Here is a 26,560-nt window from a genome sequence, read left to right on the forward strand (position 1 = left end):
GCTTTTCCGATGAGCAAAACCATTCTGATCGTCGACGACTCGGCTTCCATCCGGCAGGTGGTGAGCATCACGCTCAAGGGCGCGGGTTACGACGTGATTGAAGGCTGCGATGGCCGCGATGCGCTGAGCAAGCTCGATGGTCGCAAAATCCACCTGATTGTCAGTGATGTGAACATGCCGAACATGGACGGCCTCAGCTTCGTCAAGGCCGCCAAGCTGTTGCCGGCCTACAAGTTCACCCCGGTCATCATGCTGACCACCGAGGCCAGTGATGCGATGAAGCAGCAGGGTCAGGCGTCCGGTGCCAAGGCGTGGATGGTCAAGCCGTTTCAGCCCGCGCAAATGCTCACTGCGGTTTCCAAGTTGATCCTGCCATAGCGATGACCAGCGAGCGCTGGCCAGGAGGTTTCCATGAAAAGCACTGTCCCGATGCTGCGCCGAATCCAGGTCATGGAAGGCCCGCTGACGATCTACACGGCCACTGAACAAAAAGAAGTGTTGTTGTCGCTGTTTCCCCTGGCCCATGAGGTTGAGTTGGACCTGTCCAATGTCGACGAACTGGACAGCGCCGGCTTGCAGCTGTTGATCCTGATCAAGCGTGAATCGTTCAAGGAAGGCACCCAGTTGGTGCTCAGCAACCCCAGCGCCACGGTGATCGAAGCCCTGCGGGTGAGCGGCCTTGATGATTACTTCGCCAACCCCTCGTTCACCGTATCGGTTGGAGCATGACGGTATGGCCCAGCCCATGAACATGGATGACGTGCTGCAGACGTTCATCGCCGAGAGCCGCGAATTGCTGTTGCAGATGGAAGATGCGTTGCTGCAGATCGAGCAGTCGCCGCAGGACCTGGACACCATCAACGGCCTGTTTCGCGTGGCTCACACCATCAAAGGTTCGGCCGGCCTGTTTGGCCTGATGCCTATCGTGGAATTCACCCACGTCGCCGAGAGCGTGCTGGATCGGGTGCGCAGCCTGGAAGTGCGGGTCGACGAGGCGTTGAGTGCGTTGTTCCTCGACGCCCGTGACCATATCAGCCAACTGATCGACCTGCTGGCCGAGGACGGCCACCTTGATCGGCTGGACGAACCGCTGCAACTGCAGGGGCAGCGCCTTGGCGCGCGTCTGGCGCAGTACCTGGACGCGCCGTTAGCGAGCGTGGCCCCCGGCCCTGACGATACACCCCCAACGATCGGCCACGAGGCGGGTGCGGGTCACTGGCATCTTTCGCTGCGCTTTGGTCCGGATGTACTGCGCAATGGCATGGACCCTCTGGCATTTCTGCGCTACCTGAGCACGCTGGGGCAGGTACTGCACACCGTCACTGTGTTCGACGCGTTGCCCTCGTTGCAATCGATGGACCCCGAAACCAACTACCTGGGCTTTGAACTGGCGCTGCTCACTGATGCGTCCCGCGAGGTTATCGACGGCGCCTTTGATTTTGTCCGTGATGACGCCCTGGTGCTGATCCTGGCGCCGCAGGCCAGTGTCCAGGCCTGTCGTGAGCACATTGATGCTCTGCCGCAAGACAATGCCGAGCTGCTGGCGCTGTTGGTACGCTGCGGCACCCTGACCGATGCCCAGGTTGCGGCCCTCACCGAGCAGGATGCGCCAACGCCTGGCGCCGCACCTGCAGAGCCTGACGGTTCGCAGGACTCATTAGCGCTGTCGACCAAGGCCAGCAAAGGTGCGACCCACAACGAAGGCAATCTGATTCGGGTGGACGCCGCCAAACTGGATCAACTGATCAACTTGGTCGGCGAGCTGATCATCGCCGGCGCCGGCGCCAACCTGGTGGCGGTGCGCAGTGGCATCGGCGAGATGATCGAGGCCACCAGCCTCTTATCGCGGCTGGTGGAAGAGGTGCGAGACTCGGCGCTGACCTTGCGCATGGTGCAGATCGGCGCAACGTTCACGCGTTTCCAGCGCGTGGTGCGCGATGTGTCCAAAGAGCTGGGCAAGGACATCGTGCTGCGCATTGGCGGTGGCGAAACCGAACTGGACAAGACCGTCGTCGAGCGCATTGGCGACCCGTTGACGCACTTGGTGCGCAATGCCATGGACCATGGCATCGAAGCCGCGTCGACGCGCCTTGAGCGCGGCAAACCGGCCCAGGGCACGGTGCGTCTGAATGCCTACCACGAATCCGGCAGCATCGTGATCGAGGTGTCGGACGACGGCGGCGGCCTGGCCAAGGACAAAATCCTGGCCAAGGCCCGCGAGCGCGGCCTGGTGGCGGAGGGGCAGCTACCGGCTGAAAAAGACATCCTTAATCTGATCTTCGAGCCTGGCTTCTCCACCGCCGACCAGGTCAGCAACCTGTCCGGCCGGGGCGTCGGCATGGACGTGGTCAAGCGCAATATCACCGCGCTGCGCGGCAGCGTGAGCCTGGAGAGTGAAGAGGGGCAGGGCACCACGGTACGCATTCGCTTGCCGCTGACCCTGGCCATCATCGATGGTTTTTTGATCGGGGTGGGCAAGGCCTCTTATGTCATTCCGTTGAACATGGTCGAGGAATGCATCGAACTGGCACCTGGGCAGGAGGCCGAGGCCGGCTTTCTGGACTTGCGCGGCGATGTGCTGCCGATCGTGCGCCTGCGGGACATGTTTGCCGTGCAAGGGCCGGGCGGCCACCGTGAAAACGTGGTGGTCGTGCGCTACGCCGGTGTGCGTGCCGGCCTGGTGGTCGACCGCTTGCTGGGGGAGTTCCAAACCGTGATCAAGCCGTTGGGCAAAGTGTTCGGAGACGCCCATGGATTGGGCGGCTTCACCATCCTGGGGAGCGGGGCCGTGGCTCTGATCCTGGATATTCCAAATCTGTTAGGACTCGTTGCCAAGGAAGCCACCCACCGTTCGATCCCACGTCCTTTACCGACTCAATAAAGCGTCATCAGGAGTTCCTCGCCATGACCGTTATCAAAAATATTACGCTGTTGGTTTTCACGGCAATGCTGGGCGTCTTCGTGTTGGGCGGCACCAGCTTTTATCTGACCGATGAGATCAATACCAGCGCCAGCTACGCCAGCGTCAACACCGTGCCCAGCTTGCTGGAGGTTGATCGGGCCACCGAGGCCTTCGCCAGTCTGCATGCCTTGCAATGGCAGCGCCTCGACGGGTCGGATAAAACCACGGTTCCTCCGTACGCCGAGGCGGTGACCCAGCATTTCAGCGCCATCGATAAGGCGTTGGAGCGCTACAAGACCGCGCTTATTTCAGACGAGCACGATGCGGCGCTGTTGGGTCAACTGCGCAGCCGGTTCGACGAGTTTTCAAACCTGCAGACGCGATTCGACAACGCGATCGGGGCCGGTGATATAGCCGCCGCCCGCACGCTGATCGAGGCCACCCAGCCATTGCAGACGGCCATTCAGGCGACGATCTCCGAGGTGCGCCAATACAACCTGGAGCAGGGGCGCAAAGCCGAGATTTTGGCCACCAGCATCGAACAAAAAGCCCGCTACATCATCCTTTCGATTGCCGCACTGACGCTGTTGGGCACGGGCCTGATGGGCGCGCTGCTGGCCCGGAACCTCATGCGTCAGCTCGGCGGTGAACCGGCGAATGTTCGTGCCTTTGCGGCGCGCCTGTCAGCTGGGGACCTGGAGGCCAAAACTACGCTCCGGGCTGGTGACACCACCAGCTTGATGGCCTCGATGCAACAGTTGGGTACAAGCCTGAATGGACTGATTACGGAAATAAACCGCGTATCCAGTGAGCACGACAAAGGCGAGATCGACGCCCAGATCGATGCCCAACGCTTTCACGGCAGTTACCGTTCCATGGCCCAGGGTATCAACGACATGGTCAACGGCCACATCTCGGTCAAGAAAAAAGCCATGGCGTGCATCCGCGCCTTTGGCGAAGGGGACCTATCGGCACCGCTGGAACAGTTCCCCGGAAAGAAAGCTTTTATCAACGAGAACATCGAACAATTGCGTGCCAACGTGCTGGCTCTGGTCGAAGACACACGTCAGATCAGCGACAGCGCCATGATCGGCAAACTCGACACCCGCCCGGATGCTTCACGGCATCAAGGCGACTTCCGCCGCATCATCCTGGGCATCAACGGTTCGCTGGATGCGATCATCGTACCGATCACTGAAGCCATGGACGTGCTGGCGTCGATCTCCAGCGGCGACCTGACCCGGACCATCGTCGGCGACTATCAGGGCAAGTTCCTCGAGCTGAAAAACTCGGTCAACGGCACCGTGGAAAAACTCTCGGAAATCATCGGCGAAGTCCGCGGTTCGGCTGATTCGCTGTCCAGTGCATCCGAGGAGATTTCCGCCACCGCCCAGAGCATGGCGCAATCGGCGTCCGAACAGGCGGCGTCGGTGGAGCAGACCTCGGCTTCGATGGAAGAAATGTCAGCGTCCATTGCGCAAAACACCGAAAACGCCAAGGTGACCGATGGCATGGCCGGCAAGGCCAACAAAGAAGCCTCCGAAGGCGGTCGCGCCGTGAAGGACACCGTGGCCGCGATGAAAACCATCGCTGAAAAAATCGGCATCGTCGATTCCATCGCTTACCAGACCAATCTGTTGGCGCTCAACGCGGCAATCGAAGCGGCGCGTGCCGGCGAGCACGGCAAAGGCTTTGCGGTGGTGGCGGCGGAAGTGCGCAAACTGGCCGAACGCAGTCAGATCGCGGCGCAGGAGATCGGCGAGGTCGCCAAAAACAGCGTGGCCCTGGCGGAACGGGCGGGCAATCTGCTTGATGAAATCGTGCCGTCGATCGCCAAGACCTCTGACCTGGTGCAGGAAATCGCTGCGGCTTCGGAAGAGCAATCCATCGGCTCCGAACAAATCAACAGCGCGATGTCGCAAATGAGCCAACTGACTCAGCAAAACGCTTCGGCATCCGAAGAACTGGCCGCGACTGCCGAGGAAATGAGTGGCCAGGCCGAGCAGTTGCAGGAGTTGATGGGCTTTTTCACCGTGCAAGGCAAGCGTACCGGGCGGCCTGTCGCCCTGTCTGGGGGCAGTCGTACGGCATCCATGGGCGATCATGAACATCGCGCGGTGGAGAGCGGTTTCGTCCGCTTCGGGAGTTGACCCATGAGTGCCTCAGCCATTGTGCCAGGCACCAGCGCGTCGGCGCTGCACGCCACTGAGCCGTTGCAGTACCTGACTTTTTCGGCGGCCCAGGAGATGTATGCGGTCAACACGCTGAGCGTGCGAGAGATCATCGAATACAGCCAGGTTACCAGCGTGCCGATGATGCCGGTGTTCCTGCATGGGGTGATCAATCTTCGCGGCTCGGTGGTGCCGGTGGTGGACCTCAAGGCGCGGTTCGGCAAGGGCGAGACAGACCTTGGCAGTCGAACGTGCATCGTCATTCTGGAAACGGCCACGCAGGGCGAGTCCCAGGTGCTGGGCGTCGTGGTGGATTCGGTCAGCGAGGTGATCGAGATTCTCGACATCGATATCAAGCCCGCGCCGGCGTTCGGCAACCTGATTCGCACCGACTTCATCAAGGGTATGACCAAGGTGCGAGGTGCGTTTGTCACGCTGCTGCAAATCGAGCAGGTGTTATGCGTCGATGAAATAGCCGACTTGATGAACGCTCGTTCCGCGCGCGCGCAAAGCCATTGATCCGGAGGTGAACCATGCCGTTATCTATCGACAGTCCAGGCCCTGCCGAGCGCTCGAGCCCGAGCCAATACCTCACCTTCGAGTTGGGAGATGAGATGTACGCAGTCGGCACACTCAACGTGCGCGAGATCATCGAATACGGGCCGATTACAGGCGTGCCATTACTGCCTGCGAGCATCCGTGGCGTGATCAACTTGCGCGGCGCCGCGGTGCCCATACTGGACCTTGGCGTGCGCTTTCGCGGCGAACGTACGCTGCAGACGTCCAGAACCTGCTTCGTGATCCTGGAGGTGCAGACCGGCGCCGTGCAAAAGCCGGTAGGCATCATTGTGGATGCGGTCAGCGAGGTGCTGGAAATTGCCGATCAGGATATCGAACCTCCGCTGAAGGTCGGTAACCATATCAGGGCGGATTTCCTCTCCGGGATCGGCAAACTGGGCAGCGGTTTTGTGCTGTTGCTGGACATCGGCCGCGTGTTGTCTCTGGAAGAGGTCGAAGGGCTGGCAAACCTCGAATCTTTGCCCGCTGCAACCGTCTGATTCGACTTTGGGATGTCCTTATGAACGTGATTCTCTCCGACACCGAGTTCCAGCAGTTTCGCAGCCTGATCCACCAGATCGCGGGCATCAGCCTGTCGGACGCCAAAAAGCAGTTGGTGAGTACCCGGCTTGCCAAGCGACTGCAGGTGTTTGAGCTCACGACCTATGGCGCTTACTACAAGATACTGATGAAGGACCCCAAGGAATTGCAGGTGGCGGTGGACATGCTGACCACCAACGAAACCTATTTTTTTCGCGAACCGAAGCACTTTGACTTTCTGCGCGACGTGGCCCTGCCCGAACTGCGCGGCAGCGGCACGCTGCGGGTATGGAGTGGCGCCTGCTCTACTGGTGAAGAGCCCTACACCCTGGCGATGGTGCTGGCGGACAACCTGGCCGGCCGGCCTTGGGAAATCGTGGCGTCGGATATCAGCAGCCGTGTGCTGGACAAGGCCCGCCACGGGCGCTATCCCCTCGAAGGCACGCGGGGCATTCCTGAAGCACTGCTCAACAAGTACTGTCTCAAAGGCGTGGGCGCCAATCATGGGTGTTTTATGGTTGACCCGGCGCTGGCGTCGAAGATCGATTTTCAGGCGATCAATCTGAACAATCCGCTGCCGAAAATTGGCCTGTTCGACGTGATCTTCCTGCGCAACGTGATGATCTATTTCGACAATGACACCAAGGTACAAGTGGTCAAACGGCTGGTCAGCCACCTTAAGCCTGGCGGTTATTTTCTGGTCAGCCATTCGGAAAGCCTCAATGGCGTGACCGATGAGCTGCGCTTGGTCAAGCCTTCGATCTATCGGAGGCCACATGCCTGACACTCGACCTTCCCGTGAGTTGTTCCTGAATCCTGGCGAGTGGTTTTTTGGTTCCGGCGAGATCCGGCTGCGCACAGTGCTGGGCTCTTGCGTGGCGCTGGTGTTCTGGCATCCACAGCGCTTGTTGGGGGGCATGTGTCATTACCTGCTGCCGCAACGCGCCGTGGTCAGTGCGAAGGGCCTGGACGGTCGTTACGGCGATGAAGCGCTCCAGTTACTGCTCGGCGCCATGCGCGGGTGCAACGTGCCGCCGACGGAGTTCCGAATCAGTGTGTATGGCGGCGGGAACATGTTCCCCGGGCTGGTGCGTCCGGACAATCACTACGTCGGGCAACGCAACGTCGAACAAGCCAGGCGCCTGCTCGCGTTGCACCAGTTGCAATGTCACACCTTGCATGTGGAAGGCGTGGGTTACCGAACCGTGGTGTTTGACCTGGCCAGCGGCGCTGTTCAACTCAACTACCTGGCTCTGCAGCGACCTCTCAGCAGCCCCCAAGGAGCGCGTACGACATGAGCCTTATCAAAGTAATGATCGTTGACGACTCCGCTGTGGTCCGCCAGGTATTGACGGCGACACTGGGGCGAGACCCGGCCATCGAGGTGATCGGCGCGGCGGCGGACCCGGTATTCGCCATGGATAAAATGAGCAAGCAGTGGCCGGATGTGATTGTGCTGGACGTTGAGATGCCGCGCATGGATGGCATCACGTTCCTCAAGAAGCTCATGGCCGAACACCCCACGCCGGTGGTCATTTGCTCAACCCTGACCGAAAAGGGCGCCGCGACCACCATGCAAGCCTTGGCGGCGGGGGCCGTGAGTATCGTCACCAAGCCGCAGTTGAACTTGCGCCAGTTTCTCACCGACAGTGCCGATGAGTTGGCAGGCGCCGTCAAGGCCGCGGCCAAGGCCAACATGAAACGCATGGTGCCGTCCCCCGACCGCCCGCCCGCCAGGCTGAATGCTGACGCGATTCTGCCGGCAGCCACCCAGGCGATGGCGCGCACCACTGAGAATATTGTCGCCATCGGCACCTCCACCGGCGGTACGCAAGCACTGGAGCAGGTGTTGACCGCGTTGCCCAGGGTGTGCCCCGGCATCGTGATCGTGCAGCACATGCCTGAACACTTCACGGCGGCGTTTGCCGAACGTCTCAATCGCCTGTGCGAAATCGAGGTCAGGGAAGCCAGGAACGGCGACCGGGTCATGCCCGGCTGCGCGTTGATCGCCCCCGGCGGTCGGCACATGCTGCTCAAGCGAAACGGGGCCCAATACCAGGTAGAGATTGTCGACGGCCCCCCGGTAAGTCGTCACCGGCCTTCCGTTGATGTGCTGTTTCGCTCCGTCGCCCGCAGCGCCGGTGCTAACGCGCTGGGGATCATCATGACCGGGATGGGCGACGACGGCGCGCGGGGCCTGAAGGAAATGCATGACAACGGTGCCCGTACCCTTGGCCAGGATGAAGAGTCCTGCGTGGTGTACGGCATGCCGAAGGAAGCCTTCAAGCTCGGCGCAGTGGAGCGGGAGCTGCCGTTGGAGCAGATTGGTGCGGCGATTTTGCAATCCATGCATCAGCGTCGCTTGACCTGACGGCGAGCCTGCTGCGCGGTCGCCGCCTGGCGCGATGACCTATGACCGCGCTTGGGCGCTCAAGCGCTATCCTGGCAAAGGCAAACCCTGTGGGCGCATGCAAGGGTCCCTGCGCGCGAGCCTGTGGTCCAGCCGTTCACTGCGATGACAGGCGAGCGGGGCGCCCGGTTGCCGAGGACCTCCATCACTGGCCTGGCAGCGGCCTTTCCGGTCGGCGTGCGCTGCGCCTCCGAGACATCCGACCATCCAGCCAAGCTCAAACCATCGTGCGTTCAGGTGGAGGCACGGCATTAAAAAAATCTGAACCTCGACACCGCGCCCGAAACCTAACGGTTATAACCAGTAACCGGGAGGTGCAGCACCATGCAAGTTACCTATTTCTGGATTGGCCTGATGATTATTCTGCTGTTGCTGGACCTGTGGGTCATCAACAGCGTTTGGCGTAGCGACAACAGTTCAGGCAGCAAGGCGGGGTGGACAGCCCTGGTCGTGGTGTTGCCGTTCGTAGGATTGGCCATTTGGGCCATTGCGGGGCCGCGCGGCGTGACCAAAGGTCCATCCTCCCCAGAACACAGCAAAGGCTGAGCCGCAGGTGCCGTATGAAAGAGCCTGTTCATCGGGACCTGCACAGCCGTAACTACCCAGTCGATGAAGACATGGTCTTGCAACGCAAGGTCTGGCGCTTCGAGCGATTGGGTTGGTATGGCTTGGTCGTGCTGATCGGGCTGACCTTGGCAGGGTTGTTCTCCAAAGGGCCATTGAGCAGCGCCGAGGTGCGCAGTGCCGACGGGCAATTACGCGTCGAGTACCAACGGTTTCTGCGTAATGGAGCTTCGGCTGAATGGATCGTTCACCTGCAAGGCAAGCCCCGCGAACCCGTTGAAGTCGAACTCAGTGGCCAATTGTTGCGCGGCTTTGAAGTTGAAATGCTTCAGCCGCAGCCCCTCAAGGCAAGTGCCGCAGGCGACGGCGTGCGGCTTTGGGTGCTCAGCGACGGAGCGGGGCAGGCGAGCGTGCACCTGACAGCGCGTAGCCAGGGAGTGGGCAGCTTTGCAACACGCGTGTCGCTGCCGTCAGGCGCCGCGCTGGACTTATCACAGTTCATTTATCCCTAGGGGCAATTATGGATTCGGTGCTGCGGGCAGCCGCCATCTATCTGGTGTTGATGATCCTGTTCAAGATCGCCGGCAGGCGTTCGCTTGCCGAGCTGACCACCTTCGATCTGGTGCTGTTGATGGTGATCGGCGAGGCGACCCAGCAGGCGCTGCTGGGCGATGACTTTTCACTGACCAATGCAGTGCTGGTGATCGCGACGCTGATCGCCATCGATGTTGGCCTTTCGCTGGTCAAACAGCGCTCACGCAGGGTGGCGCGTCTGCTGGACGGCGGCCCGACGATCGTCGTCGAGCACGGCAAGGTGCTTCATGAGCGTCTACGGCGTGCACGGCTGGATGAGAGCGATATTCTCGAAGCCGCCCGATCCGCACAAGGCATCGTGCAGATCAGTCAGATTAAATTCGCGATCATTGAGCGCAATGGAAAAATTTCCGTTATTCCTGACTGAGGAGGTGCCATGAGCGACCCATCCAAAGCCCAGGGTCATGTTGGACAAAAGGCCCGTCCCGACACGCCAAAACGCAAAGACAGAACGCGCGACACCGGCGCACAGCGTCCCCGGCATGCGGATGTTGATCAAGGTGGAATCGCCCCCGGTGGGCCGTCCAAAGACCCGGAGTCGGGGGCGTAGCGGGCCCTCAGTTACAGGCAGGGCTGCAGGTTACTTTCGCCGCGAACGGTGGATGCGCATCCATTCCTGATACGCCGCCGTGCGTTGTGCGTCCGCGAGCTTTTTGGCCTCGGTGAAGCGTGCCCATGTCTGCGCATCGCCGCTGTAGGATTCAATGATTTTGTACGCTAGCGCATCCAATCGGTCGGCTTCGAAAAACATCTCATTATTTCGAGCTACCTCGTCATCCCGCGCTTGCCCTGTCGTATAACCCAGCGTCTGGCTGTTCATCACGTGAGGTCCTCCGCCCACTGAAGCTGCGCCGCACCACTCCAACGTACGTGGGTAATGCCATATTTTTCCGCCATCGGTTTGGAGACTCGCTTGAGCGAGTGTTGACCAAATTTGGGGATGACAGCGACACCGGCATCACAACTGGCCCAATGCCAGGCCTCGGCATTGTTCATTTGCGGCGCGCGCACAATGAACGACCTTGGCTCACCGTGAAGCTGATACTCAATTGTGAATAAATCGTTGCGTTTCATGAGGACTCCCTATGCTCATGAACTACAGATATTTGGCGTCAACAAAAATTCATAAAAGTTGCCTGACAGTCCGATAACCGACCTCAAGTGCTTATGGCCTTCAGTCGTCCACGGTAAACGTCACCCAACCCGGTGCGTTGATCGGTCGCTCTATATCGACGATGAGACCGCTGATGCATGAGCCGTCGGGTAAATTGACGGCGACAAAGTTGGGATTTCCCGGCCAATCCAATGGCGCCTTGAAGTCGACGCGGGCAATGGTGGGTTTCCCACTGCTGCTCATTAGGATATCGACCGCATCATTGAGTCGCTCATCTGATGGCGCGCCTAAATGGCGCGAAGCCGTTATCACGCTGGCGGTGCCTTGGAAGTCGTTGGACATGCTGGGTTACCTCATGTGTAGAGGGCACTCGCCCTCCAATTCATTGATGCCGCTTGCTGCTTGTCAAATGCCTGCGCGCCGAGGCAGCGGGCACCCTTTATTGACCTGTCTTGCCATAGAGACTGGGCGGCAAATGATCGTTCAATCCAAATGACTCAATGGTGTTGTCAATGCTGATGGGGCGGTATGGTCGGGTCGACGATCTGGATGACCGTACCCTGGCGCCATGCGTCCGCACCGGGTGCGATGGGGGGGGCGGTTATGTCGGCGCGAGTGTGCTTCTTTTCGGTACTGTCGATACCCATTCGCCGATCTCGCTCGGCGACCATGCGCGGGTCGGCCTGGCCATCGGCGGTAAACCCCATCATCAGTTGGGGCACACCCAGTGGCAGGCGTTTGTCGAGATCGGTATGCCAGGTGTGCCAGGTCTTGCCATAGGTATGCACCAGCTTTTCCATCAAGGCGTGCTCAGCTACTTCGGGGATTCCCGGTGCGACTAATTGCCCTGACTTCACCTCATGCACGTGGCTGTGCCACAGCGCCTTTTCAGGGGTAGGCAGGCTATTGAACAGTTGCTCGCTGATGATGTACTCCACGCCCATCAACTTTGCGTCCCTGCGATTGCCGTCGTAGATCACGCACTGGATCACCTCGTCGTTGAGGATTGCGCAGTAGTGATGGGCTTCCATTTGCACATCGGGATGGCCGTTATAGAAGTGGAAACCGTCCAGATAGGCGTTCAATGCATCTATCGGCGGGCGCGACTGGAGCAGGGCGGCGCCGGCGTTGAGTGTCCGGGTCGTTGGCGCCGTGGGTTTGCCGGGTGCGGCCACATTCGAGGGGGTGTCATTGCCCGCGCAGGCGCTTAGCAGGGTAAGGGCTGCCGCCAGGGGCAGCGATTTGGCGGTTCGGGTGGTTTTGGTGTCCATCGTGTTTTCTCACGCTGAATGAGTGAACGTCGGGTTTAACCCTGTAGTCGTTGGAAGACCTGGCGTCGCACACGTTCAAAACGCTTTTGCTTGAACATTGACTGCGTTGAATGGTCGTTTTTAGAGGATGTTGATCACGCAGTCACCGTACGCAGGAGCCACTATCATGTCGGTCGCCGCTTCTATCGTTGAGTACCTCAAACGCCATCAATTGGTGGTTACAACGGCCGAGTCGTGTACGGCCGGAAAAATCATCACGTTGCTCTCGCAGATCGACGGCGGTGGCGCATGGATCGAGAGTGGATACGTCGTCTATTCGCCCCAGGCGAAGCAACGCCTGTTGCATGTGCGCGCACACACCCTGGAGACCTTCAATCTCACCAGCTGTGAGGTCGCTCGGGAGATGGCGCAGGGCGCGTTGCGCGACAGCCCGGCCGATGTGGCCATAGCGACGACGGGAATACTGGGGCCGGACGCGGTTGATGGAATCCCCCCTGGAACCGTCTGTTTTGCCTGGGCCTATCGAACAGGGCGAGAACTGAGCGTGTTCAGTCGAAAGGAACGCTTCATGGGCTCGCGTGAACAGGTTCAACTGGCTGCGTCTGTGCATGCCTTGAAATCGCTGCCGCATTTTCACCTGCGCGCATTGGCGGGGGAACGCGCCTGATGCACGCTGGCCCACACCTCACCAAGCGCAAGATGCCGACATCGAGGGTGTGCGCCGACACACTCGCTCAAAGGCTGGCCATCAGGAGGTCGACGTCTTGGATTTGATCGATTGGGTGCAATGGCCTGCCATGCTCGTGACCGTTATCTCGGCCTGGTTCATCGGGTCTCAACGACCGCGTCGACGCATGATTGCGTTCTGGGGCTTCATCCTCAGCAATGCGTTATGGGTGGTCTGGGGATGGCACACAAATGCGTTCGGGCTGATCGTGCTCGAGTGCATTTTGCTGGGCATGAACGCACGTGGGTTCAGGAAAAACCAGCGCAGCGACCAGGCTTGCCGATGATGCGCGATCACTGGTTTTGAACGTTCTTTTTAAACCCGCGCAGGTTCATCGAGCACAGGCAGATCTGCAGCACGATCAATGCATAAGCCTCAGCGTAGGCCCCCCAGACGACCCACAAGATATTGCTCAATATGAAACAGACGAATCCCGCCACTCTTCGTTGCGGCCGCTGCGAGCCGATGAGCCAGGCGGCGATCACGGTCACGGCCATGGCAGGCCACTGAACCCAATCCAGATAACTCAAGACAACTCCTTAATCGCTTAACGGTTAAAAAGAGAGGCATTGAGGGGCGAATAATTCAGATTTTTTGAGTGCATGGCATCGTCCTGGACGCCCACTGGGCAAGGCTGGCCGGCCCCACTTCATCAGGCATGCGCTACTTTCCCGCACAAAAACCGGGCAGCCGTTGTGCCAATTGGTAGCACATGGCCCTGGCGGCTTTGTGCGACTCGGCTGCGCTTACACTAAATATCGCATTTGAATCAAATGGTTAACATTTCGTTAGGCCGATTGGCACAGGTTGTGCTTGTTTGCATTTATGGATAATTGGATACAAAAATTCAAAAGGTGCAGCCGATGCAATTTGCTCCCGCTTACGTGGACCGCCAGCCGCTTACAGCCGAGGAGGAGGCCTACAACTTCCTGCTCGACGCTATCTGCGGCGGCCGCTACCGCAAAGGCGACCGACTGATCGCCGAGGACATCGCCAGCGAGATCGGCATGAGCCGCATGCCGGTGCGCGAAGCGTTCCGTCGATTGGATGCACAGGGCCTGGTGACGCTGCGGCCCAACCGTGGCGCAGTCGTCAGTGGCTTGGATATTGAAGAGCTGCAAGAAGTGTTTGAGATGCGCAGCGCCCTGGAGGGTCTGGCGGTGCGGGTTGCGGTCAGCCGCATCGGCGAGCGACAAATGGCCGCTCTGGAGCGGTTGCTCGACGAGATGGATGACTACCGTGATGAGAGCGCCGCGTGGGTTCGTCGTCACCGCGCTTTTCACGAATACCTGTGCAGCCTCAGCGGGCGCCCGCGTTTGATGAAGCAGATTTCCGCGCTCTATTCATTGGTGGAAGCGCCCATGCGCCTGTGGCTGCAGCACAGCGAAAAACCCCTCAGCGCGCGCCAGGAACATGCGGTGATCCTTGATGCGATTCGCGCCGGTGACGCCGCCCGCGCCGAAGCCGTGGTGCGCGAACACATTGAAAGCACCGTGCCGGCGCTGAGCCAATTTCTGCGATCGAAAAAATAAGAGAGACGGGGCCTACCCCGTCCGTGTTTTGACTTTAGTCCTGCCCCCGTTACTCAACGAAGTGGAGTGTCTGGTCATGCATAAACAACGCCGCGCCTTGCTGGTGGCTGTCACCCTGGGTCTCTGCACACAATGGGCGTTTGCCGCGCCCCAAGTGCCGGAGCGCTTGCAAAAAGTCGATAAGCTGACGTACTGCTCGGGCATGGATTCACCGCCCCTGGTGTCCTTCGACGAAGCCCAAAAGCCGCGTGGGCTCACCGTCGACCTGGGCCTGGAAATCGCTAAACGCCTGGGCAACAAGCAGGTGCAGTGGCGGGTGATTCCGTTCTCCGGCCTGGTGCCGGCGCTGCTCGCCCAGCAATGCGACATGATTGTCGATCAACTGTTCGACAAACCCGAGCGCCGCCAGGTGATCGACATCGTCAACTACATGTATTCCAGCCAGTCGGTGGTGGTGCCCAAGGGCAACCCCAAAGGCATCAAGACCCTGGATGACCTGTCCACGCACAAGGTCGCGGTGCTCAACGGTTCCACCATCAAGACCCTGCTCGATACCCAGAACGAAAGCCTCGCCAAGGCCGGCAAACCACCGATGAAACTGGTGGTGTACAACACCGACACCGACGCCTTCCAGGCCCTGCGCATCAGCCAGGTCGACGCCTACGGCACCACCGTGGAAACCGCCGGCTACTACGCCGCGATGGCCCCGGAACTGTTCCAGGAAGGCGTGCCCGCGTTCAGCCGCATCCTCACCGGCCTGGGCATGCGCAAGGATGATCCGCAACTGACCGCCGCCGTGCAGCAGATCATCAGCGACATGCGCAGCGACGGCAGCTATATGCAATTGCTCAACAAATGGCATGTCAGCAGCGACACACTCGACTGAGGTTCTACAACGATGAATTTCAATTGGGATGTGTTCTGGCAGTACCTGCTGCAGCCCAGTGGGGTGTACCTCACCGGGCTGTGGCTGACCTGCCTGATCAGCGTACTGGCCATGCTGCTCGGCTGTGCGCTGGGGTTGGCGGCGGCGCTGTTGCGCTTGTCGAAGAACCCGCTGCTGCACCTGCCTGTGCGCTTTTATGTATGGCTGATGCGCGGCACACCATTGCTGGTACAGATCGTGTTTCTGTACACCGCGCTGGCGGCGGGCGGGATCTTTCGCTTCGAGGACATTGAGCTGTTCGGTTTGATCGTCCCCGGCAATATCCAGGCAGCCATCATTGCTCTGGGCCTCAACGAAGGCGCCTATATGGCCGAGATCATCCGCGCCGGCATCGGCGCGGTGGACAAGGGCCAATACGAAGCCGGACGTTCCCTGGGCATGGGCTTCGGCAAGCTGATGCGGCGCATTGTGCTGCCCCAGGCGTTCCGGGTGATCGTGCCGCCGCTGGGCAACGAGTTTAACGTGATGCTCAAGAACACCACGCTGGTCAGTGTGATCGGTGTGCAGGAGTTATTGCTCAGCACTCAGATGATCACCTCGGCGACCTTCCGCGTGTTCGAGTTGTACCTGGTGGTAGCCCTTTACTTCCTGACGCTGACCACCCTGTGGGGCTTCTTCCAGCGCTGGCTCGAAAACCGCTTCGGCCAGTCCGATCGGCCGTCGGCGCCACCTCCGGCCGCCAGCCGCATGTTCGGTCGCAGCACCCTTAAACTGCTCAGGGGACGTTAACCATGGCGCACCAAAGTGAAGAGCTGATCATTGAGGCGCTGGACGTTCAGAAATCGTTCGGCGAGTTGCAGATCCTCAAGGGCATCTCGCTGCAAGTTCGGCGCGGCGAAGTGGTGGTGTTGATCGGCGCTTCCGGCTCCGGCAAGACCACCTTTATTCGCTGCATCAACCTGCTCGAAGACATCCAGGGCGGGCGCATCCGCGTCAATGGCCGCGCCATGGGCTATCGCGAACGCAGCGACGGCAGCCTGGTGCGTGATTCGGAGCGCAACATCGCCCGTCAGCGCCGCGACATTGGCATGGTGTTCCAGCGCTTCAACCTGTTCCCGCACATGACCGCGTTGGAGAACATCATCGAAGCGCCGATCCAGGTGCTCGGCGTGCCGCGTGCCCAGGCGCTGGAACAGGCGCGTGGCTTGCTGGCACGGGTCGGCCTGGCGGACAAGGCCAGCCATTATCCGTCGATGCTTTCCGGCGGCCAGCAGCAACGCGTGGCGATTGCCCGTGCGTTGGCGATGAAACCCCAGGCGATGCTGTTCGACGAGCCCACCAGCGCCCTCGACCCGGAAACCGTCGGCGAGGTGCTGCAGGTGATGAAAGAGCTGGCCGAGGAGGGCATGACCATGGTGGTGGTCACCCATGAAATGGGCTTTGCCCGTGAAGTGGCGGACCGCGTGGTGGTGCTCGATCAGGGCGAGTTGATCGAACAAGGGCCGCCGGAGCAGATCTTCAGCCACCCCAGCCATCCGCGTACCCGGGCCTTTCTCAGCCGCGTGTTATGACCTTTTTTGAAGAGCCTTTGCCATGTTGAAATTTTCTGCTCACGAGTACCCCTATCCGTCGCAGCGCCAGAGCGTATTTGCCCGCCGGGGCATGGTCGCGGCGTCGCAGCCGTTGGCCGCCCAGGCCGGTATCGAGATCATGCAAAAGGGCGGCAATGCCATCGATGCGGCCATTGCCACGGCGGCGGCACTCACCGTGGTGGAGCCCACCGGTTGCGGCCTGGGCGGTGATGCGTTTGCCCTGGTGTGGTGCAAGGGCCAGTTGCATGGCCTGAACGGCAATGGCCATGCGCCGGCCGCCTTGAGTATCGAGGCGGTCAAGGCCGCGGGTCACACCCAGATGCCGTTGTATGGCTGGACCCCGGTCACGGTGCCCGGTTGTCCATCGGCCTGGGCGGAGCTGTCGCAGCGTTTCGGCAAGCTGCCGTTTGCCGAGCTGCTGCAACCCGCCATCAGCCTGGCGCGCGACGGTTTCCCGCTGTCGCCGGTGGTCGCGCATCAATGGCACATCTCGTTGAACGAATTCAGTCCGCACCGCGATGACGTGCTGCAGGCCTGGTTCGACACCTTCCTCATCGACGGGCGCGCACCTCAGGCGGGCGAGATATTCCGCAACCCGGCCCAGGCTCGCACCCTGGAAGAACTGGCTGCCACGCGTTGCGAAAGTCTGTATCGCGGCGCGCTGGCCGAGCGCCTGGGCGCGCATTCGCGGGCCAGCGGCGGTTACCTGCGCGCCACCGACCTGCACGACTACCGGGCCCAGTGGGTTGAGCCGATCCATGTCAATTATCGCGGCGTTGATGTCTGGGAGATCCCGCCCAGCGGCCAGGGCCTCGTTGCGTTGATGGCGCTGAAAATCCTCGAAGGCTTCAGCTTCGATCACCGCGACAGCCAACAGACCTGGCACCGCCAGCTGGAGGCGATGAAGCTGGCCTACAGCGATGGCCTGCACTACATCACCGATCCGGCGCACATGCGGGTGGCGGTGGCCGACCTGCTCAGCGACGCCTACAGCAGCCGTCGCCGTGAGCAGATCGGCGAGCAGGCTCAGCCGCCCAAACCCGGCGATCCCCATGCCAGCGGCACGGTGTACCTGGCCACGGCGGATGCCGAAGGCAACATGGTCTCGTTTATCCAGAGCAACTACCACGGCTTCGGCTCCGGCGTGGTGCTGCCCGACAGCGGCATCGCCCTGCAGAATCGCGGGCAGGAATTCAGCCTCGATGAGTCCCATTCCAATTGCCTGGCGCCGGGCAAGAAAACCTTCCACACCATCATCCCCGGCTTCCTCACCAAAGATGGCCAGGCCCTGGGACCCTTTGGCGTGATGGGCGGCTACATGCAGCCTCAGGGTCATGTGCAGATGGTGATGAACCTGGTGGACTTCGGCCTCAACCCCCAGGCCGCGCTGGATGCACCGCGTTGGCAGTGGTTGGGGGACATGAAGGTTGGCATTGAACACGGTGCTTCGCGCGAGCTGGTCAATGCGCTGGCGCGCCGTGGGCATAAGGTGCAGACCGACAGCGACCTCACCGACTACGGGCGCGGCCAGATCATCCTGCGCGACCCGGTCAGCGGGGTGCTGTGTGGCGGTACTGAACCGCGCGCGGATTCCCATATCGCGACGTGGTAACTGGCGGTACAACAAGTCCGGCGCTTGCAGGCGTGCACACACCGGTCCTGGTTAAATCTTGAATTGCCGCAACAGGCCCTCAAGGCGATGACCGATGGCGTATAACTCATCGACCGTGTGGACGCCGCTCTGCGTCTGGTCGGCGACGTTTTCAATCGCGCGGGCAATCTGGTGCACGCTGCGGTTGATTTCCTCGGCGACCGCGGTCTGCTCCTGGGCGGCGCTGGCGATCTGCGCGTTCATCGTATTGATTGTGACGATCAACGCCACCGCCTTGCCCAGTGACTGCCCGGCGTGCTCAGCGTGCACACTCGCGCTATTGCCCGCTGCGCCGGAGTGGCTCATCGCAGCGACCACCTTAGTGGTGGCCAGATTGAGCCGCTCGATCATCGCCTGAATTTCCTGGGTGCTCAGTTGCGTGCGGCTGGCCAGCGCGCGCACTTCGTCGGCCACCACGGCAAACCCGCGACCTGCGTCCCCGGCGCGTGCCGCTTCGATAGCGGCATTGAGTGCCAGAAGGTTGGTTTGCTCGGCAATCGAGCGGATCACATCCAGCACGGTGACAATGCCTTCCACATCGCCTTGCAGGCTTTTCAGCGAGACGCCGCCCGCAGACAGGTCCTCGGTCAGGGTGCCCAGCCGGACGATGCTTTCATTGACGACCTGCCGTGCGTGCTCGGCCTGCACATCGGTTTCGCCTGCTGCATCTGACGCGCTCTGGGCACTGATGGCGACCTCGTGCGCCGCGGATGACATTTGATTGATTGCCGCGGCGACCTGCTCGGTTTCCTGGCGTTGCTGTTCCATGACCTGATCGATGCACTTGCTCTGCTCGGCCACCTGGGTGACCGACGTATTCAACGCTTTGGCCATGCCGACGATTTGGCTGACCAGCCCGTGGATCTTATCGACGAAGGCATTGAACGATACGGCCACCTGGCCGAACTCGTCGTGGCTGACGGGCAAACGCCGCGTCAGGTCGCCTTCGCCCGCGGCGATTTCATCGAGGTGCTCGCGAATCCGCGACAGCGGGCGCAGGCTGTTTTTAACCAGTAGCAAGGCGAGCACGCCGGTGATCGCGAGCGCAATCAAAGCGATGACGGTGATGCCATAGACGAGGCTGCGCACACGTTGATGGATTTCAGCTCGGACCTGAGCGACCTGGCGTTCGATGCTGTCCAGATTGATCGCAGTGACCACCACCATGTCCCAGGCGGGCAGGTAGAAACTGTAAGCCAGTTTCGCAACGACCTTATCCGTATTGATCAGGGCCCCCGAATAATTGACGAAGTGGGTGTCATTCTTTGCCGCAGCAACCATTTCTCGATTCAGGTAAATCCCGTTCTTGTCTTTACGGTCACTCATGTTGGTGCCGACGCCTTCGCTGCTGTCGCCCCGAAACAGGCGAACGACCTGGCTGTCGTAGCCGATAAAATAGCCATCGTCGCCGTACTTCATTTTGGACAGTCGGGCGATGGCCGACGCGCGGGTGGCGGTGTCCCCGGTCTCGGACTGGGCATAGAGTTCCGCCACGGCGGTACGGGCAAGGTTGGCGTAGTCTTTCAAGCGCTCCCGGCTTTCATTGAGCAGGCGCTCACGGGTCACGGTGACTTCCTGCTCGGCGCTCGACAGCAAGGTGGTACTCGTCGTCAGCGCCAGCACCGTGGATAACAGCACCACCGGGGCCAGCACCAGCATCAGGACTTTATTTTTAAACAGCATGCTTGGGGTTCCTCACCTGAATCTGTAGGAAAGCGGCCGCAAGGGCCGCGATCGTCGACTTACCAAAGGGCGATGTCATAGGTGAGGTAGAGGCGGTTGCTGTCGCGGCCCCGGGAGAACTCAGAACGGTACACATAGTTGCGCATGCGCACGCCCAACCCCTTGAACGTGCCGGCCTGCACAACGTAGGCCAGCTCGGCGTCACGCTCCCATTCCTTGACCGTGGTGGTGGACTTGCCGTCATTGCCGCTCAGGTAGCGCGCGGAAAAGGTCAAGCCGGGCACGCCGACGGCGGCAAAGTTGTAGCCGTAGTTGAGCATCCAGGTCTTCTCGTCTTCCTCGATGAACTTGCCGATGCCGGCATTGCTGAACGAGTAGACGGTTGCGCCGCTGATGTAGGGTAAACCGGCATCACCGCGAAGGGTCTGGTAGCCGCCGCCGACGGTATGGCCGGCGATCAGGTAGGACAATTGCCCACTGAACATGTCGTTGTCGATTTTGCCGGCGTAGGCGGAACCGCTGTCAACGCTGTTGAAATAACGCAGGTCGGTGGTCAGCACACCACCGGCCAGCGGCAGGTCGTGCTGGATGCCGGCGAACTGTTGTCGATAGAAGTTCTCGAGTTCGCCGTAAAAATAACTCAAGCGAATGTTTTTGCCCCATTTGTACTCGGCCCCGGCGTAGTTGAAATCGCCCGATTTCTCGCCGCTGTAGCCGTCCGGCACGATGGGCACACTGTTGGTGGAGTCGCGCAGTTTGAAGCGGTCCAGATGCCCTCCGGTAACGGTCAGGTTCTCGATGTCGGTGCTGCTGATCTGGGTGCCCTGGTAGGTCTGGGGCAGCAAGCGTGCGTCGTTGTAAACGAGGACGGGGGTCTTCGGCAGCAAGGTGCCGTACTTCACGGTGGTTTTGGCGAACCGGGCTTTGGCGGTGGCGCCGGCACTGGCAAATTCGTCGGCCGCGCGCCCGTCATCATGCACCGGCATAAGGCCGGTGCCGCTGCGTCCGCGTCCCGAGTCGAGCTTCACGCCATAAAGCCCCAGGGCGTCGACGCCGAAGCCGAGGGTGCCGGCGGTAAAGCCGGACTGATAGTCCAATAGAAATCCCTGGGCCCACTCAGTGCGTTCGCTTTTTGCTGTTCTGGCCGCTCGCGCGCTCAAGCCATGCTCGTCGCGAAAGTTTTCGTTGAAGTACACATTGCGCAGTTGCAGCTTGAGCTTGCTGTCCTCGATGAAACCTTCTGCGTTGGCGCCCGCTACGGGTACCAGGCCTAACGCGCAAAACAAAGCCCGACGGGTATACACATGGTTCATGGCAGATGACTCGTTGTTGTTATTTAAGGTATTTGAGGTATTGGGGCACAGGGCCACACGCGCCCCGTGAGTGAGGCGCGCTGGCAGGCAGCAGAGGTTGTGGGTTGAATCAGGTAAAGAGGCTGATGGCCCCGGTCAACAGAGCCAGCGCGGTGACGACCAGCGAGGTCAGTACGGCCCATTTGACGGTGGCCTTCTGGAAGTCGCCGATATCGCGATCGACCATGCCCACCAGCAACAGGGTCGAGGCAACCAATGGGCTCATCAGGTGAACGGGCTGGCCCAGGATCGAGGCGCGTGCGATTTCGACCGGGTCGATGCCATAGGCTGCGGCGGCATTGGCCAGGATCGGCACCACACCAAAATAGTACGCGTCATTGGACAGCACGAACGTCAGCGGCATGCTGGTGATCGCCACCACCAACGGGAACAGGTGGCCCCAGGACGGCGGGATCCAGTCGACCAGGGTCTGCGCCAGGGCGTCAACCATCTTGGTGCCGGAAAAAATCCCGGCAAAGATACCGGCCGCAAACACCAGCAGCACCACGGTCATGGCATTGCCCGAGTGCGCCAGAATGCGTTCTTTCTGGATGTCCAATTGCGGGTAGTTGATCATCAGCGCCAGCACAAAGCCGATCAGGAACAGGATCGCCGAATGCATCAGCCCCATCACCAGGGCCACCATCACCGCGATCACCAGCACCAGGTTGACGTAGGCCAGCTTCGGACGTTTGTGGGGCGTGTCTTCAAGAATCGCGTTGATGTAGCAATCGCCGCCGCCGCTTTGCAGCTGCACGTTGCCAATGCGCTTGCGCTCTGCGCGTCCCAGCAGGAACGCCGTGAAGATCACCCACAGGGCGCCGCCGATCATGGTCGGCAGCAACGGCACGAAGTATTCGCCGGCATCCAGGCCCAGTGCGGCAATCGCCCGTGTGGCGGGGCCGCCCCAGGGCGTCATGCCGCTCATGATGCTCAACGACAGCATGGAGATGGTCGCCAGGATCATCGGGTTCATACCGATGCGTTTATACAGCGGCAGCATCGCGGCGCAGGTGATCATGTAGGTCGTCGTGCCGTCGCCGTCGAGCGCCACCAGCAACGACAGCAGGGCAGTGCCGACGGCGATCTTCATGGGATCGCCATTGACGCGCTTGAGGATCTTGCGGATCAGTGGGTCGAACAGGCCTGCATCGATCATCAGGCCGAAAAACAGGATCGCAAACAGCAGCAGCGCGGCAGACGGTGCGACCATTTTCAGGCCGTCGAGCATCATCTTGCCGGTGGTACCGCCGAAACCACCGATCACCGCGAAGACGATCGGTACCACGGTGAGCGCGACGATCGGCGACAAGCGCTTCGTCATGATGAGGAAGGTGAAGACGACCACCATGGCCAAGCCGAGGAAAGCGAGCATAGGACGATTCTCTTGTTGTTATCGTAAGAATGGCTGACGCCGAGGCGCACGAGCCCTGACCCGCCGGGCGGCACAACGGCGCCAGGCGGGGAGGGGGTTCAGTCAAGTCAGGGAGTGGCGTTATCCGGGTTTCTCTAGGCGCGTTCGGCGACCTTCACGTCTTCCCAGGCTATTTCCTGTGGCGGGGAAGATTTTGCGTCGAGCATCCGGTTCAACGTTTCGCGGTGGCAGGCGTTTTCAGACATCGACATCACCACCGTCGCTACCGCGTTGCTGGCCAGGCTGGTCAGGGCGCGTGCTTCGGACATGAAGCGGTCAACGCCGATCAGCAAAGCGAGGCCGGCCAATGGGATGTCGTGAATGACCGTCAGGGTCGAGGCCAGTGCCACGAACCCGCTGCCGGTGACGCCGGCGGCGCCTTTGGAGGACAGCAGCATGATGGCCAGCATGGTGATGATTTGCGTCAGGCTCAGGTCGATGTTGCAGGCCTGGGCAATGAAAATCGCCGCCAGCGACAGGTAGATGGCCGTGCCGTCCAGGTTGAACGAGTAGCCGGTGGGCAGTACCAGGCCCACGACACCTTTTTTGCAGCCCAGGGCTTCGAGTTTCTCCAGCATGCGCGGCATCACAGGCTCCGTGGAGGAGGTGCCGAGCACCACCAGAAACTCTTCCCGGAAGTAGCGCAGCAGTTTCCACAGGCTGAAACCGTTGGCGCGGCAGATGCTGCCCAGTACCACGAACACGAAGAAGCCGCAGGCGATGTACAAGGTCATGATCAACTTTGCCAGGGAGCCCAGCGAGGTGATGCCGTACTGGCCGACCGTGAACGCCAGGGCCCCGAACGCGCCGATCGGTGCAAAACGCATCAGGTAAGAGAAGATCTTGAAGACCATGTGCGAGGCGGATTCGAGCACGTCGAGCACAGGCTTGCCGCGTTCACCCAGCGACGACAAGGCAAAGCCGGACAGCACCGCGATAAACAGCACCGGCAACACTTCACCTTTACTGAAGGCGCCGACAAACGTCTCGGGAATGATGTGCATGAAAAACTCCACAACCCCAAGCTTTGCGGCCGACTCCGTGTACTGGGCCAAACCTTTGGTGCTCAGCTGGCTGGGATCAATGTTCATGCCGGCGCCCGGCTGGAACACGTACACCGCAACCAGGCCGATCGCCAGGCTGATCACCGTCAGGCCGAAGAACAGCAGCAGGGTCTTGCTCAGCAGGCGCCCGAGCGAGCGCTTGTCGCTCATCCCGGCGATGCCGGTGACGATGGTGCAGAACACCACGGGGGCAATCATCATCTTGATCAGCTTGATGAAGGCATCACCCAGCGGTTTTAGCGCAATGGCTTGCTGCGCCCAGAAGTGCCCGACCACGATGCCCAGCGCCACGGCGCAGAGGATCTGGAAGTAGAGCGATTTAACAAGTTTCATGGCATCACCCATTTTTTAGAATTGTGCGGATGCAAAAACTGCCAACGGCTACTGGAATTTATCCGGCAAGACGCTGCGAGTCAGTGGCGTAGACGTAGCCGGAGAAAAGCCTGCGGGCGGTGCGTACGACGGAAGCCTGAATTGTCTCACCGTTGACGCCGGTGTAGGACAATACGACATCAATTGCGCCGCTTGGGTGTTCGATACGCACGGCTTCCGGACGCGGAGTACTCACCCCTCCGAGCATCTGGGCGACGACGCTGCCTGCTGTCACGCACGCGGTGGCCAAACCAATCGAGCCTGTGATGGCGAGCGCGCGGTGGCAGTTGTGCGGCATGAAATAACGCACCTGGATCGTGCCGCCGGCTTTGGCGGGGGAGACCAGCACCGGCTTTGGAATCACTTTATCGCTGACGTCACCCAGGCCCATGGCCAGGCCGGCCTGCAGGCGCAGTGCTTCAAGGCGTCGCAGGAATTCCTTATCGGCGTCCAGTTCCGCCGGGCTCTCATCGCCACGCTTGCCCAGTTGGCTGGCTTGGATGAGCACCATGGGCATCGCCATGTCGATGCAGGTCACCGCAACGCCGTCGATCACGTCCTGCGTGTTGCCGGTGGGAAAGAGTTTGCCGGTCTTGCTGCCGGCGGCATCCAGGAAGGTCAGTTGCACGGGAGCGGCCGTGCCGGGAACGCCATCGATGGCGGTATCGCCCTCGTAACTCACTTTGCCATCCGGTGTGTGCACATCGGAATGGATGAAAGTCCCGGTGTTGACATTGCGAATACGTACACGGGTGCGGCCTGGGGTGCCCTTGACCAGACCCTGTTCGATGGCGAACGGACCAACCGCGCACAGCATGTTGCCGCAGTTGGGGGCGCTGTCGACCCGGCGTTGGGAAACCATCACTTGAACGAACAGGTAGTCAACGTCGGCATCCGGGTGCAACGAAGGGCTGACGATGGCAACCTTGCTCGTTTGCGGACTGCCACCGCCGATGCCGTCGATCTCCAATTCATGACCGGAGCCCATCAGGTTGAGCAGCAGTTCGTCGCGGGCCTCAACGGCAGCGGGCAAATCCCAGTCGAGAAAAACCGGACCTTTGGAGGTGCCACCGCGCATCAGCACACAGGGAATTCTTTGCATGATACTGACTCTTCTTGATCAATCGGTGTAATTGATGTTCTTGGAGCAAGAGTCTCAAGCTTTAAAAAATGTTTCAAATGCAAAGATTGAAGCGATTATTGCGTTTCGCGAATGATGAATTTACGCTGAGCGTCCTTTCGACGCCTTCTGCTGATGAGGAAAGACATGGACTATGAGCTGAACGACATCCGATCTTTTGTGAAGATCGCCGAACTCGGCAGTTTTCACGAAGCAGCTGATGCCTTGCATCTTTCTCAACCCGCACTCAGCCGCAGGATCAAAAAACTGGAAGAGGGGCTGGGTACTTCTTTGCTTGATCGCACCACGCGCAAGGTCAGCCTTACGAGCGTCGGCCGCGACTTTCTTCCCAAGGCGCGGCGGTTGCTGGATGACTTCGATGAGTCGATTCTCAATATTCGTGAACTGGCTGAACGCCAGATTGGCCGGGTCACCCTGGCGTGCATTCCAACGGCTGCGTTCTATTTCCTGCCTTCAGTCATTCGTCTGTACAACGAGCGTTATCCAAAAATCCGCATCCGTCTGCTGGACCTGAGTGCCAATGAGGGGCTGGAAGCCGTACTGCGGGGGGAGGCCGACTTCGGTATCAATATGATGAGTGGGCAGCATCCGGACATCGAGTTCGTGCCCCTGGTCAGCGAACCGTTTGTTCTGGCGTGCCGACGTGACCATGAGTTGGCGGGACGCAGCTCGGTCACCTGGTCTGAATTGAGCGATTACCGGCTTATCGGGGTGGGGCGCCTGAGCGGAAACCGCATGCTGCTCGATCACGCACTGTCGGGCTTGAGCTGGCGACCGCAGTGGTTCTACGAAGTCCAGCATCTGTCCACGTCACTGGGTCTGGTGGAGGCCGGTCTGGGGGTTTCGGCCATGCCGAGCCTGGCCATGCCGGCGCATGATCATCCAACCCTGGTCAGCGTGCCGTTGATCGAGCCGGTGGTGAACCGCTCGTTGGGCCTGGTTTACCGTCGGGGATCATCGCTTTCGCCAGCGGCGGAAAAATTCGTCTCGATACTGCTCGAACAATGGCCGCAATGATCCAT

30 protein-coding genes and 2 pseudogenes are annotated in these 26,560 nt (G+C 60.4%); 22 read left to right on the forward strand and 10 right to left on the reverse strand.

Features of this window, described 5'->3' with window-relative positions; translation table 11 throughout:
- Positions 1-9: 9 nt before the first annotated feature.
- From KZX66_RS10120 to KZX66_RS10185, 14 genes and pseudogenes are all read left to right on the forward strand, one after another.
- Positions 10-378, forward strand: coding sequence for a response regulator (locus KZX66_RS10120; protein WP_010563050.1), 369 nt, complete (start codon positions 10-12; stop codon positions 376-378).
- 33 nt (positions 379-411) lie between these two features.
- Complete coding sequence (locus KZX66_RS10125) at positions 412-729, forward strand: STAS domain-containing protein (protein ID WP_248078919.1); 318 nt, start codon at positions 412-414, stop codon at positions 727-729.
- A gap of 4 nt (positions 730-733) precedes the next feature.
- Positions 734-2,881 (forward strand): chemotaxis protein CheA, encoded by a 2,148-nt coding sequence (locus KZX66_RS10130; protein WP_248078921.1) that lies wholly within the window; start codon positions 734-736, stop codon positions 2,879-2,881.
- 23 nt (positions 2,882-2,904) lie between these two features.
- Positions 2,905-3,930: pseudogene (locus tag KZX66_RS10135) on the forward strand (MCP four helix bundle domain-containing protein); the annotation flags it as partial.
- Positions 3,931-4,035: 105 nt separating this feature from the next.
- Positions 4,036-4,932, forward strand: a pseudogene (locus KZX66_RS10140) (methyl-accepting chemotaxis protein); the annotation flags it as partial.
- A gap of 123 nt (positions 4,933-5,055) precedes the next feature.
- The gene (locus KZX66_RS10145; RefSeq protein ID WP_248078924.1) at positions 5,056-5,592 is read left to right on the forward strand and encodes a chemotaxis protein CheW; all 537 of its coding nucleotides are present in this window, start codon (positions 5,056-5,058) and stop codon (positions 5,590-5,592) included.
- A 14-nt stretch (positions 5,593-5,606) separates the two neighbouring features.
- The gene (locus tag KZX66_RS10150; RefSeq protein WP_248078927.1) at positions 5,607-6,131 is read left to right on the forward strand and encodes a chemotaxis protein CheW; all 525 of its coding nucleotides are present in this window, start codon (positions 5,607-5,609) and stop codon (positions 6,129-6,131) included.
- Between the two features lie 20 nt (positions 6,132-6,151).
- Positions 6,152-6,955 (forward strand): protein-glutamate O-methyltransferase CheR, encoded by an 804-nt coding sequence (locus tag KZX66_RS10155; RefSeq protein WP_248078929.1) that lies wholly within the window; start codon positions 6,152-6,154, stop codon positions 6,953-6,955.
- Positions 6,948-7,469 (forward strand): chemotaxis protein CheD, encoded by a 522-nt coding sequence (locus tag KZX66_RS10160; protein ID WP_248078932.1) that lies wholly within the window; start codon positions 6,948-6,950, stop codon positions 7,467-7,469. The genes KZX66_RS10155 and KZX66_RS10160 overlap by 8 nt, the downstream gene beginning before the upstream one ends.
- Positions 7,466-8,542 (forward strand): chemotaxis response regulator protein-glutamate methylesterase, encoded by a 1,077-nt coding sequence (locus KZX66_RS10165; RefSeq protein WP_248078934.1) that lies wholly within the window; start codon positions 7,466-7,468, stop codon positions 8,540-8,542. Before KZX66_RS10160 ends, KZX66_RS10165 begins: the two co-directional genes overlap by 4 nt.
- 363 nt (positions 8,543-8,905) lie before the next feature.
- Positions 8,906-9,127 (forward strand): PLD nuclease N-terminal domain-containing protein, encoded by a 222-nt coding sequence (locus KZX66_RS10170; RefSeq protein WP_248078937.1) that lies wholly within the window; start codon positions 8,906-8,908, stop codon positions 9,125-9,127.
- 14 nt (positions 9,128-9,141) lie between these two features.
- Entirely contained in the window at positions 9,142-9,657 is a 516-nt protein-coding gene (locus KZX66_RS10175) for a hypothetical protein (RefSeq protein ID WP_248078940.1), read from the forward strand.
- A gap of 8 nt (positions 9,658-9,665) precedes the next feature.
- Positions 9,666-10,106, forward strand: a complete 441-nt coding sequence (locus KZX66_RS10180; RefSeq protein ID WP_248078941.1) for a YetF domain-containing protein — start codon at positions 9,666-9,668, stop codon at positions 10,104-10,106.
- A gap of 9 nt (positions 10,107-10,115) precedes the next feature.
- Positions 10,116-10,289, forward strand: a complete 174-nt coding sequence (locus tag KZX66_RS10185; RefSeq protein ID WP_248078943.1) for a hypothetical protein — start codon at positions 10,116-10,118, stop codon at positions 10,287-10,289.
- 30 nt (positions 10,290-10,319) lie between these two features.
- Here the strand turns inward: KZX66_RS10185 and KZX66_RS10190 are convergent, their stop codons facing one another.
- The 4 genes from KZX66_RS10190 to KZX66_RS10205 all read right to left on the reverse strand — a co-directional run bounded on the left by KZX66_RS10190 (position 10,320) and on the right by KZX66_RS10205 (position 12,124).
- A complete protein-coding gene (locus KZX66_RS10190) occupies positions 10,320-10,559 on the reverse strand; it encodes a hypothetical protein (protein ID WP_248078945.1) in 240 nt (79 codons plus the stop codon).
- Positions 10,559-10,813, reverse strand: coding sequence for a DUF6555 family protein (locus KZX66_RS10195; RefSeq protein WP_248078947.1), 255 nt, complete (start codon positions 10,811-10,813; stop codon positions 10,559-10,561). The genes KZX66_RS10190 and KZX66_RS10195 overlap by 1 nt, the downstream gene beginning before the upstream one ends.
- A gap of 100 nt (positions 10,814-10,913) precedes the next feature.
- On the reverse strand, positions 10,914-11,195 hold the full coding sequence (locus KZX66_RS10200; protein WP_248078949.1) for a hypothetical protein: 282 nt from the start codon (positions 11,193-11,195) through the stop codon (positions 10,914-10,916).
- Between the two features lie 167 nt (positions 11,196-11,362).
- On the reverse strand, positions 11,363-12,124 hold the full coding sequence (locus KZX66_RS10205) for an OBAP family protein (protein WP_248078951.1): 762 nt from the start codon (positions 12,122-12,124) through the stop codon (positions 11,363-11,365).
- A gap of 166 nt (positions 12,125-12,290) precedes the next feature.
- Here KZX66_RS10205 and KZX66_RS10210 point away from each other — a divergent pair, with 166 nt between their 5' ends.
- Complete coding sequence (locus KZX66_RS10210; protein WP_248078954.1) at positions 12,291-12,791, forward strand: CinA family protein; 501 nt, start codon at positions 12,291-12,293, stop codon at positions 12,789-12,791.
- 97 nt (positions 12,792-12,888) lie between these two features.
- Positions 12,889-13,137, forward strand: coding sequence for a hypothetical protein (locus KZX66_RS10215; protein WP_248078957.1), 249 nt, complete (start codon positions 12,889-12,891; stop codon positions 13,135-13,137).
- A 7-nt stretch (positions 13,138-13,144) separates the two neighbouring features.
- Here KZX66_RS10215 and KZX66_RS10220 read toward each other — a convergent pair whose 3' ends face one another.
- Complete coding sequence (locus KZX66_RS10220) at positions 13,145-13,381, reverse strand: hypothetical protein (protein ID WP_248078960.1); 237 nt, start codon at positions 13,379-13,381, stop codon at positions 13,145-13,147.
- A gap of 333 nt (positions 13,382-13,714) precedes the next feature.
- Between KZX66_RS10220 and KZX66_RS10225 the strand changes: the two genes are divergently transcribed.
- From KZX66_RS10225 to KZX66_RS10245, 5 genes are all read left to right on the forward strand, one after another.
- Positions 13,715-14,383: a GntR family transcriptional regulator gene (locus KZX66_RS10225; RefSeq protein ID WP_248078962.1), complete on the forward strand. Its 669-nt coding sequence runs from the start codon at positions 13,715-13,717 to the stop codon at positions 14,381-14,383.
- Positions 14,384-14,459: 76 nt separating this feature from the next.
- Complete coding sequence (locus KZX66_RS10230) at positions 14,460-15,269, forward strand: ABC transporter substrate-binding protein (RefSeq protein WP_248078964.1); 810 nt, start codon at positions 14,460-14,462, stop codon at positions 15,267-15,269.
- A 12-nt stretch (positions 15,270-15,281) separates the two neighbouring features.
- Positions 15,282-16,058: an amino acid ABC transporter permease gene (locus tag KZX66_RS10235; RefSeq protein WP_248078967.1), complete on the forward strand. Its 777-nt coding sequence runs from the start codon at positions 15,282-15,284 to the stop codon at positions 16,056-16,058.
- A 2-nt stretch (positions 16,059-16,060) separates the two neighbouring features.
- Positions 16,061-16,840, forward strand: a complete 780-nt coding sequence (locus KZX66_RS10240) for an amino acid ABC transporter ATP-binding protein (RefSeq protein ID WP_248078969.1) — start codon at positions 16,061-16,063, stop codon at positions 16,838-16,840.
- Between the two features lie 22 nt (positions 16,841-16,862).
- Positions 16,863-18,473: a gamma-glutamyltransferase family protein gene (locus KZX66_RS10245; protein WP_248078972.1), complete on the forward strand. Its 1,611-nt coding sequence runs from the start codon at positions 16,863-16,865 to the stop codon at positions 18,471-18,473.
- A gap of 51 nt (positions 18,474-18,524) precedes the next feature.
- Here KZX66_RS10245 and KZX66_RS10250 read toward each other — a convergent pair whose 3' ends face one another.
- The 5 genes from KZX66_RS10250 to KZX66_RS10270 form a co-directional block, all read right to left on the reverse strand.
- Positions 18,525-20,195 (reverse strand): methyl-accepting chemotaxis protein, encoded by a 1,671-nt coding sequence (locus KZX66_RS10250; protein ID WP_248078974.1) that lies wholly within the window; start codon positions 20,193-20,195, stop codon positions 18,525-18,527.
- Between the two features lie 59 nt (positions 20,196-20,254).
- Positions 20,255-21,508, reverse strand: coding sequence for an OprD family porin (locus KZX66_RS10255; protein ID WP_248078976.1), 1,254 nt, complete (start codon positions 21,506-21,508; stop codon positions 20,255-20,257).
- Between the two features lie 109 nt (positions 21,509-21,617).
- Positions 21,618-22,922 (reverse strand): citrate:proton symporter, encoded by a 1,305-nt coding sequence (locus KZX66_RS10260; RefSeq protein ID WP_248078979.1) that lies wholly within the window; start codon positions 22,920-22,922, stop codon positions 21,618-21,620.
- Between the two features lie 134 nt (positions 22,923-23,056).
- Positions 23,057-24,370, reverse strand: coding sequence for a dicarboxylate/amino acid:cation symporter (locus KZX66_RS10265; RefSeq protein ID WP_248078981.1), 1,314 nt, complete (start codon positions 24,368-24,370; stop codon positions 23,057-23,059).
- A 46-nt stretch (positions 24,371-24,416) separates the two neighbouring features.
- Entirely contained in the window at positions 24,417-25,499 is a 1,083-nt protein-coding gene (locus tag KZX66_RS10270) for a 4-oxalomesaconate tautomerase (RefSeq protein WP_248078983.1), read from the reverse strand.
- Between the two features lie 165 nt (positions 25,500-25,664).
- Between KZX66_RS10270 and KZX66_RS10275 the strand changes: the two genes are divergently transcribed.
- Entirely contained in the window at positions 25,665-26,555 is an 891-nt protein-coding gene (locus KZX66_RS10275) for a LysR family transcriptional regulator (RefSeq protein ID WP_248078986.1), read from the forward strand.
- The last annotated feature ends 5 nt before the right edge of the window (positions 26,556-26,560 follow it).

This window comes from Pseudomonas sp. EYE_354, assembly GCF_023148575.1.
GTDB lineage: Bacteria > Pseudomonadota > Gammaproteobacteria > Pseudomonadales > Pseudomonadaceae > Aquipseudomonas.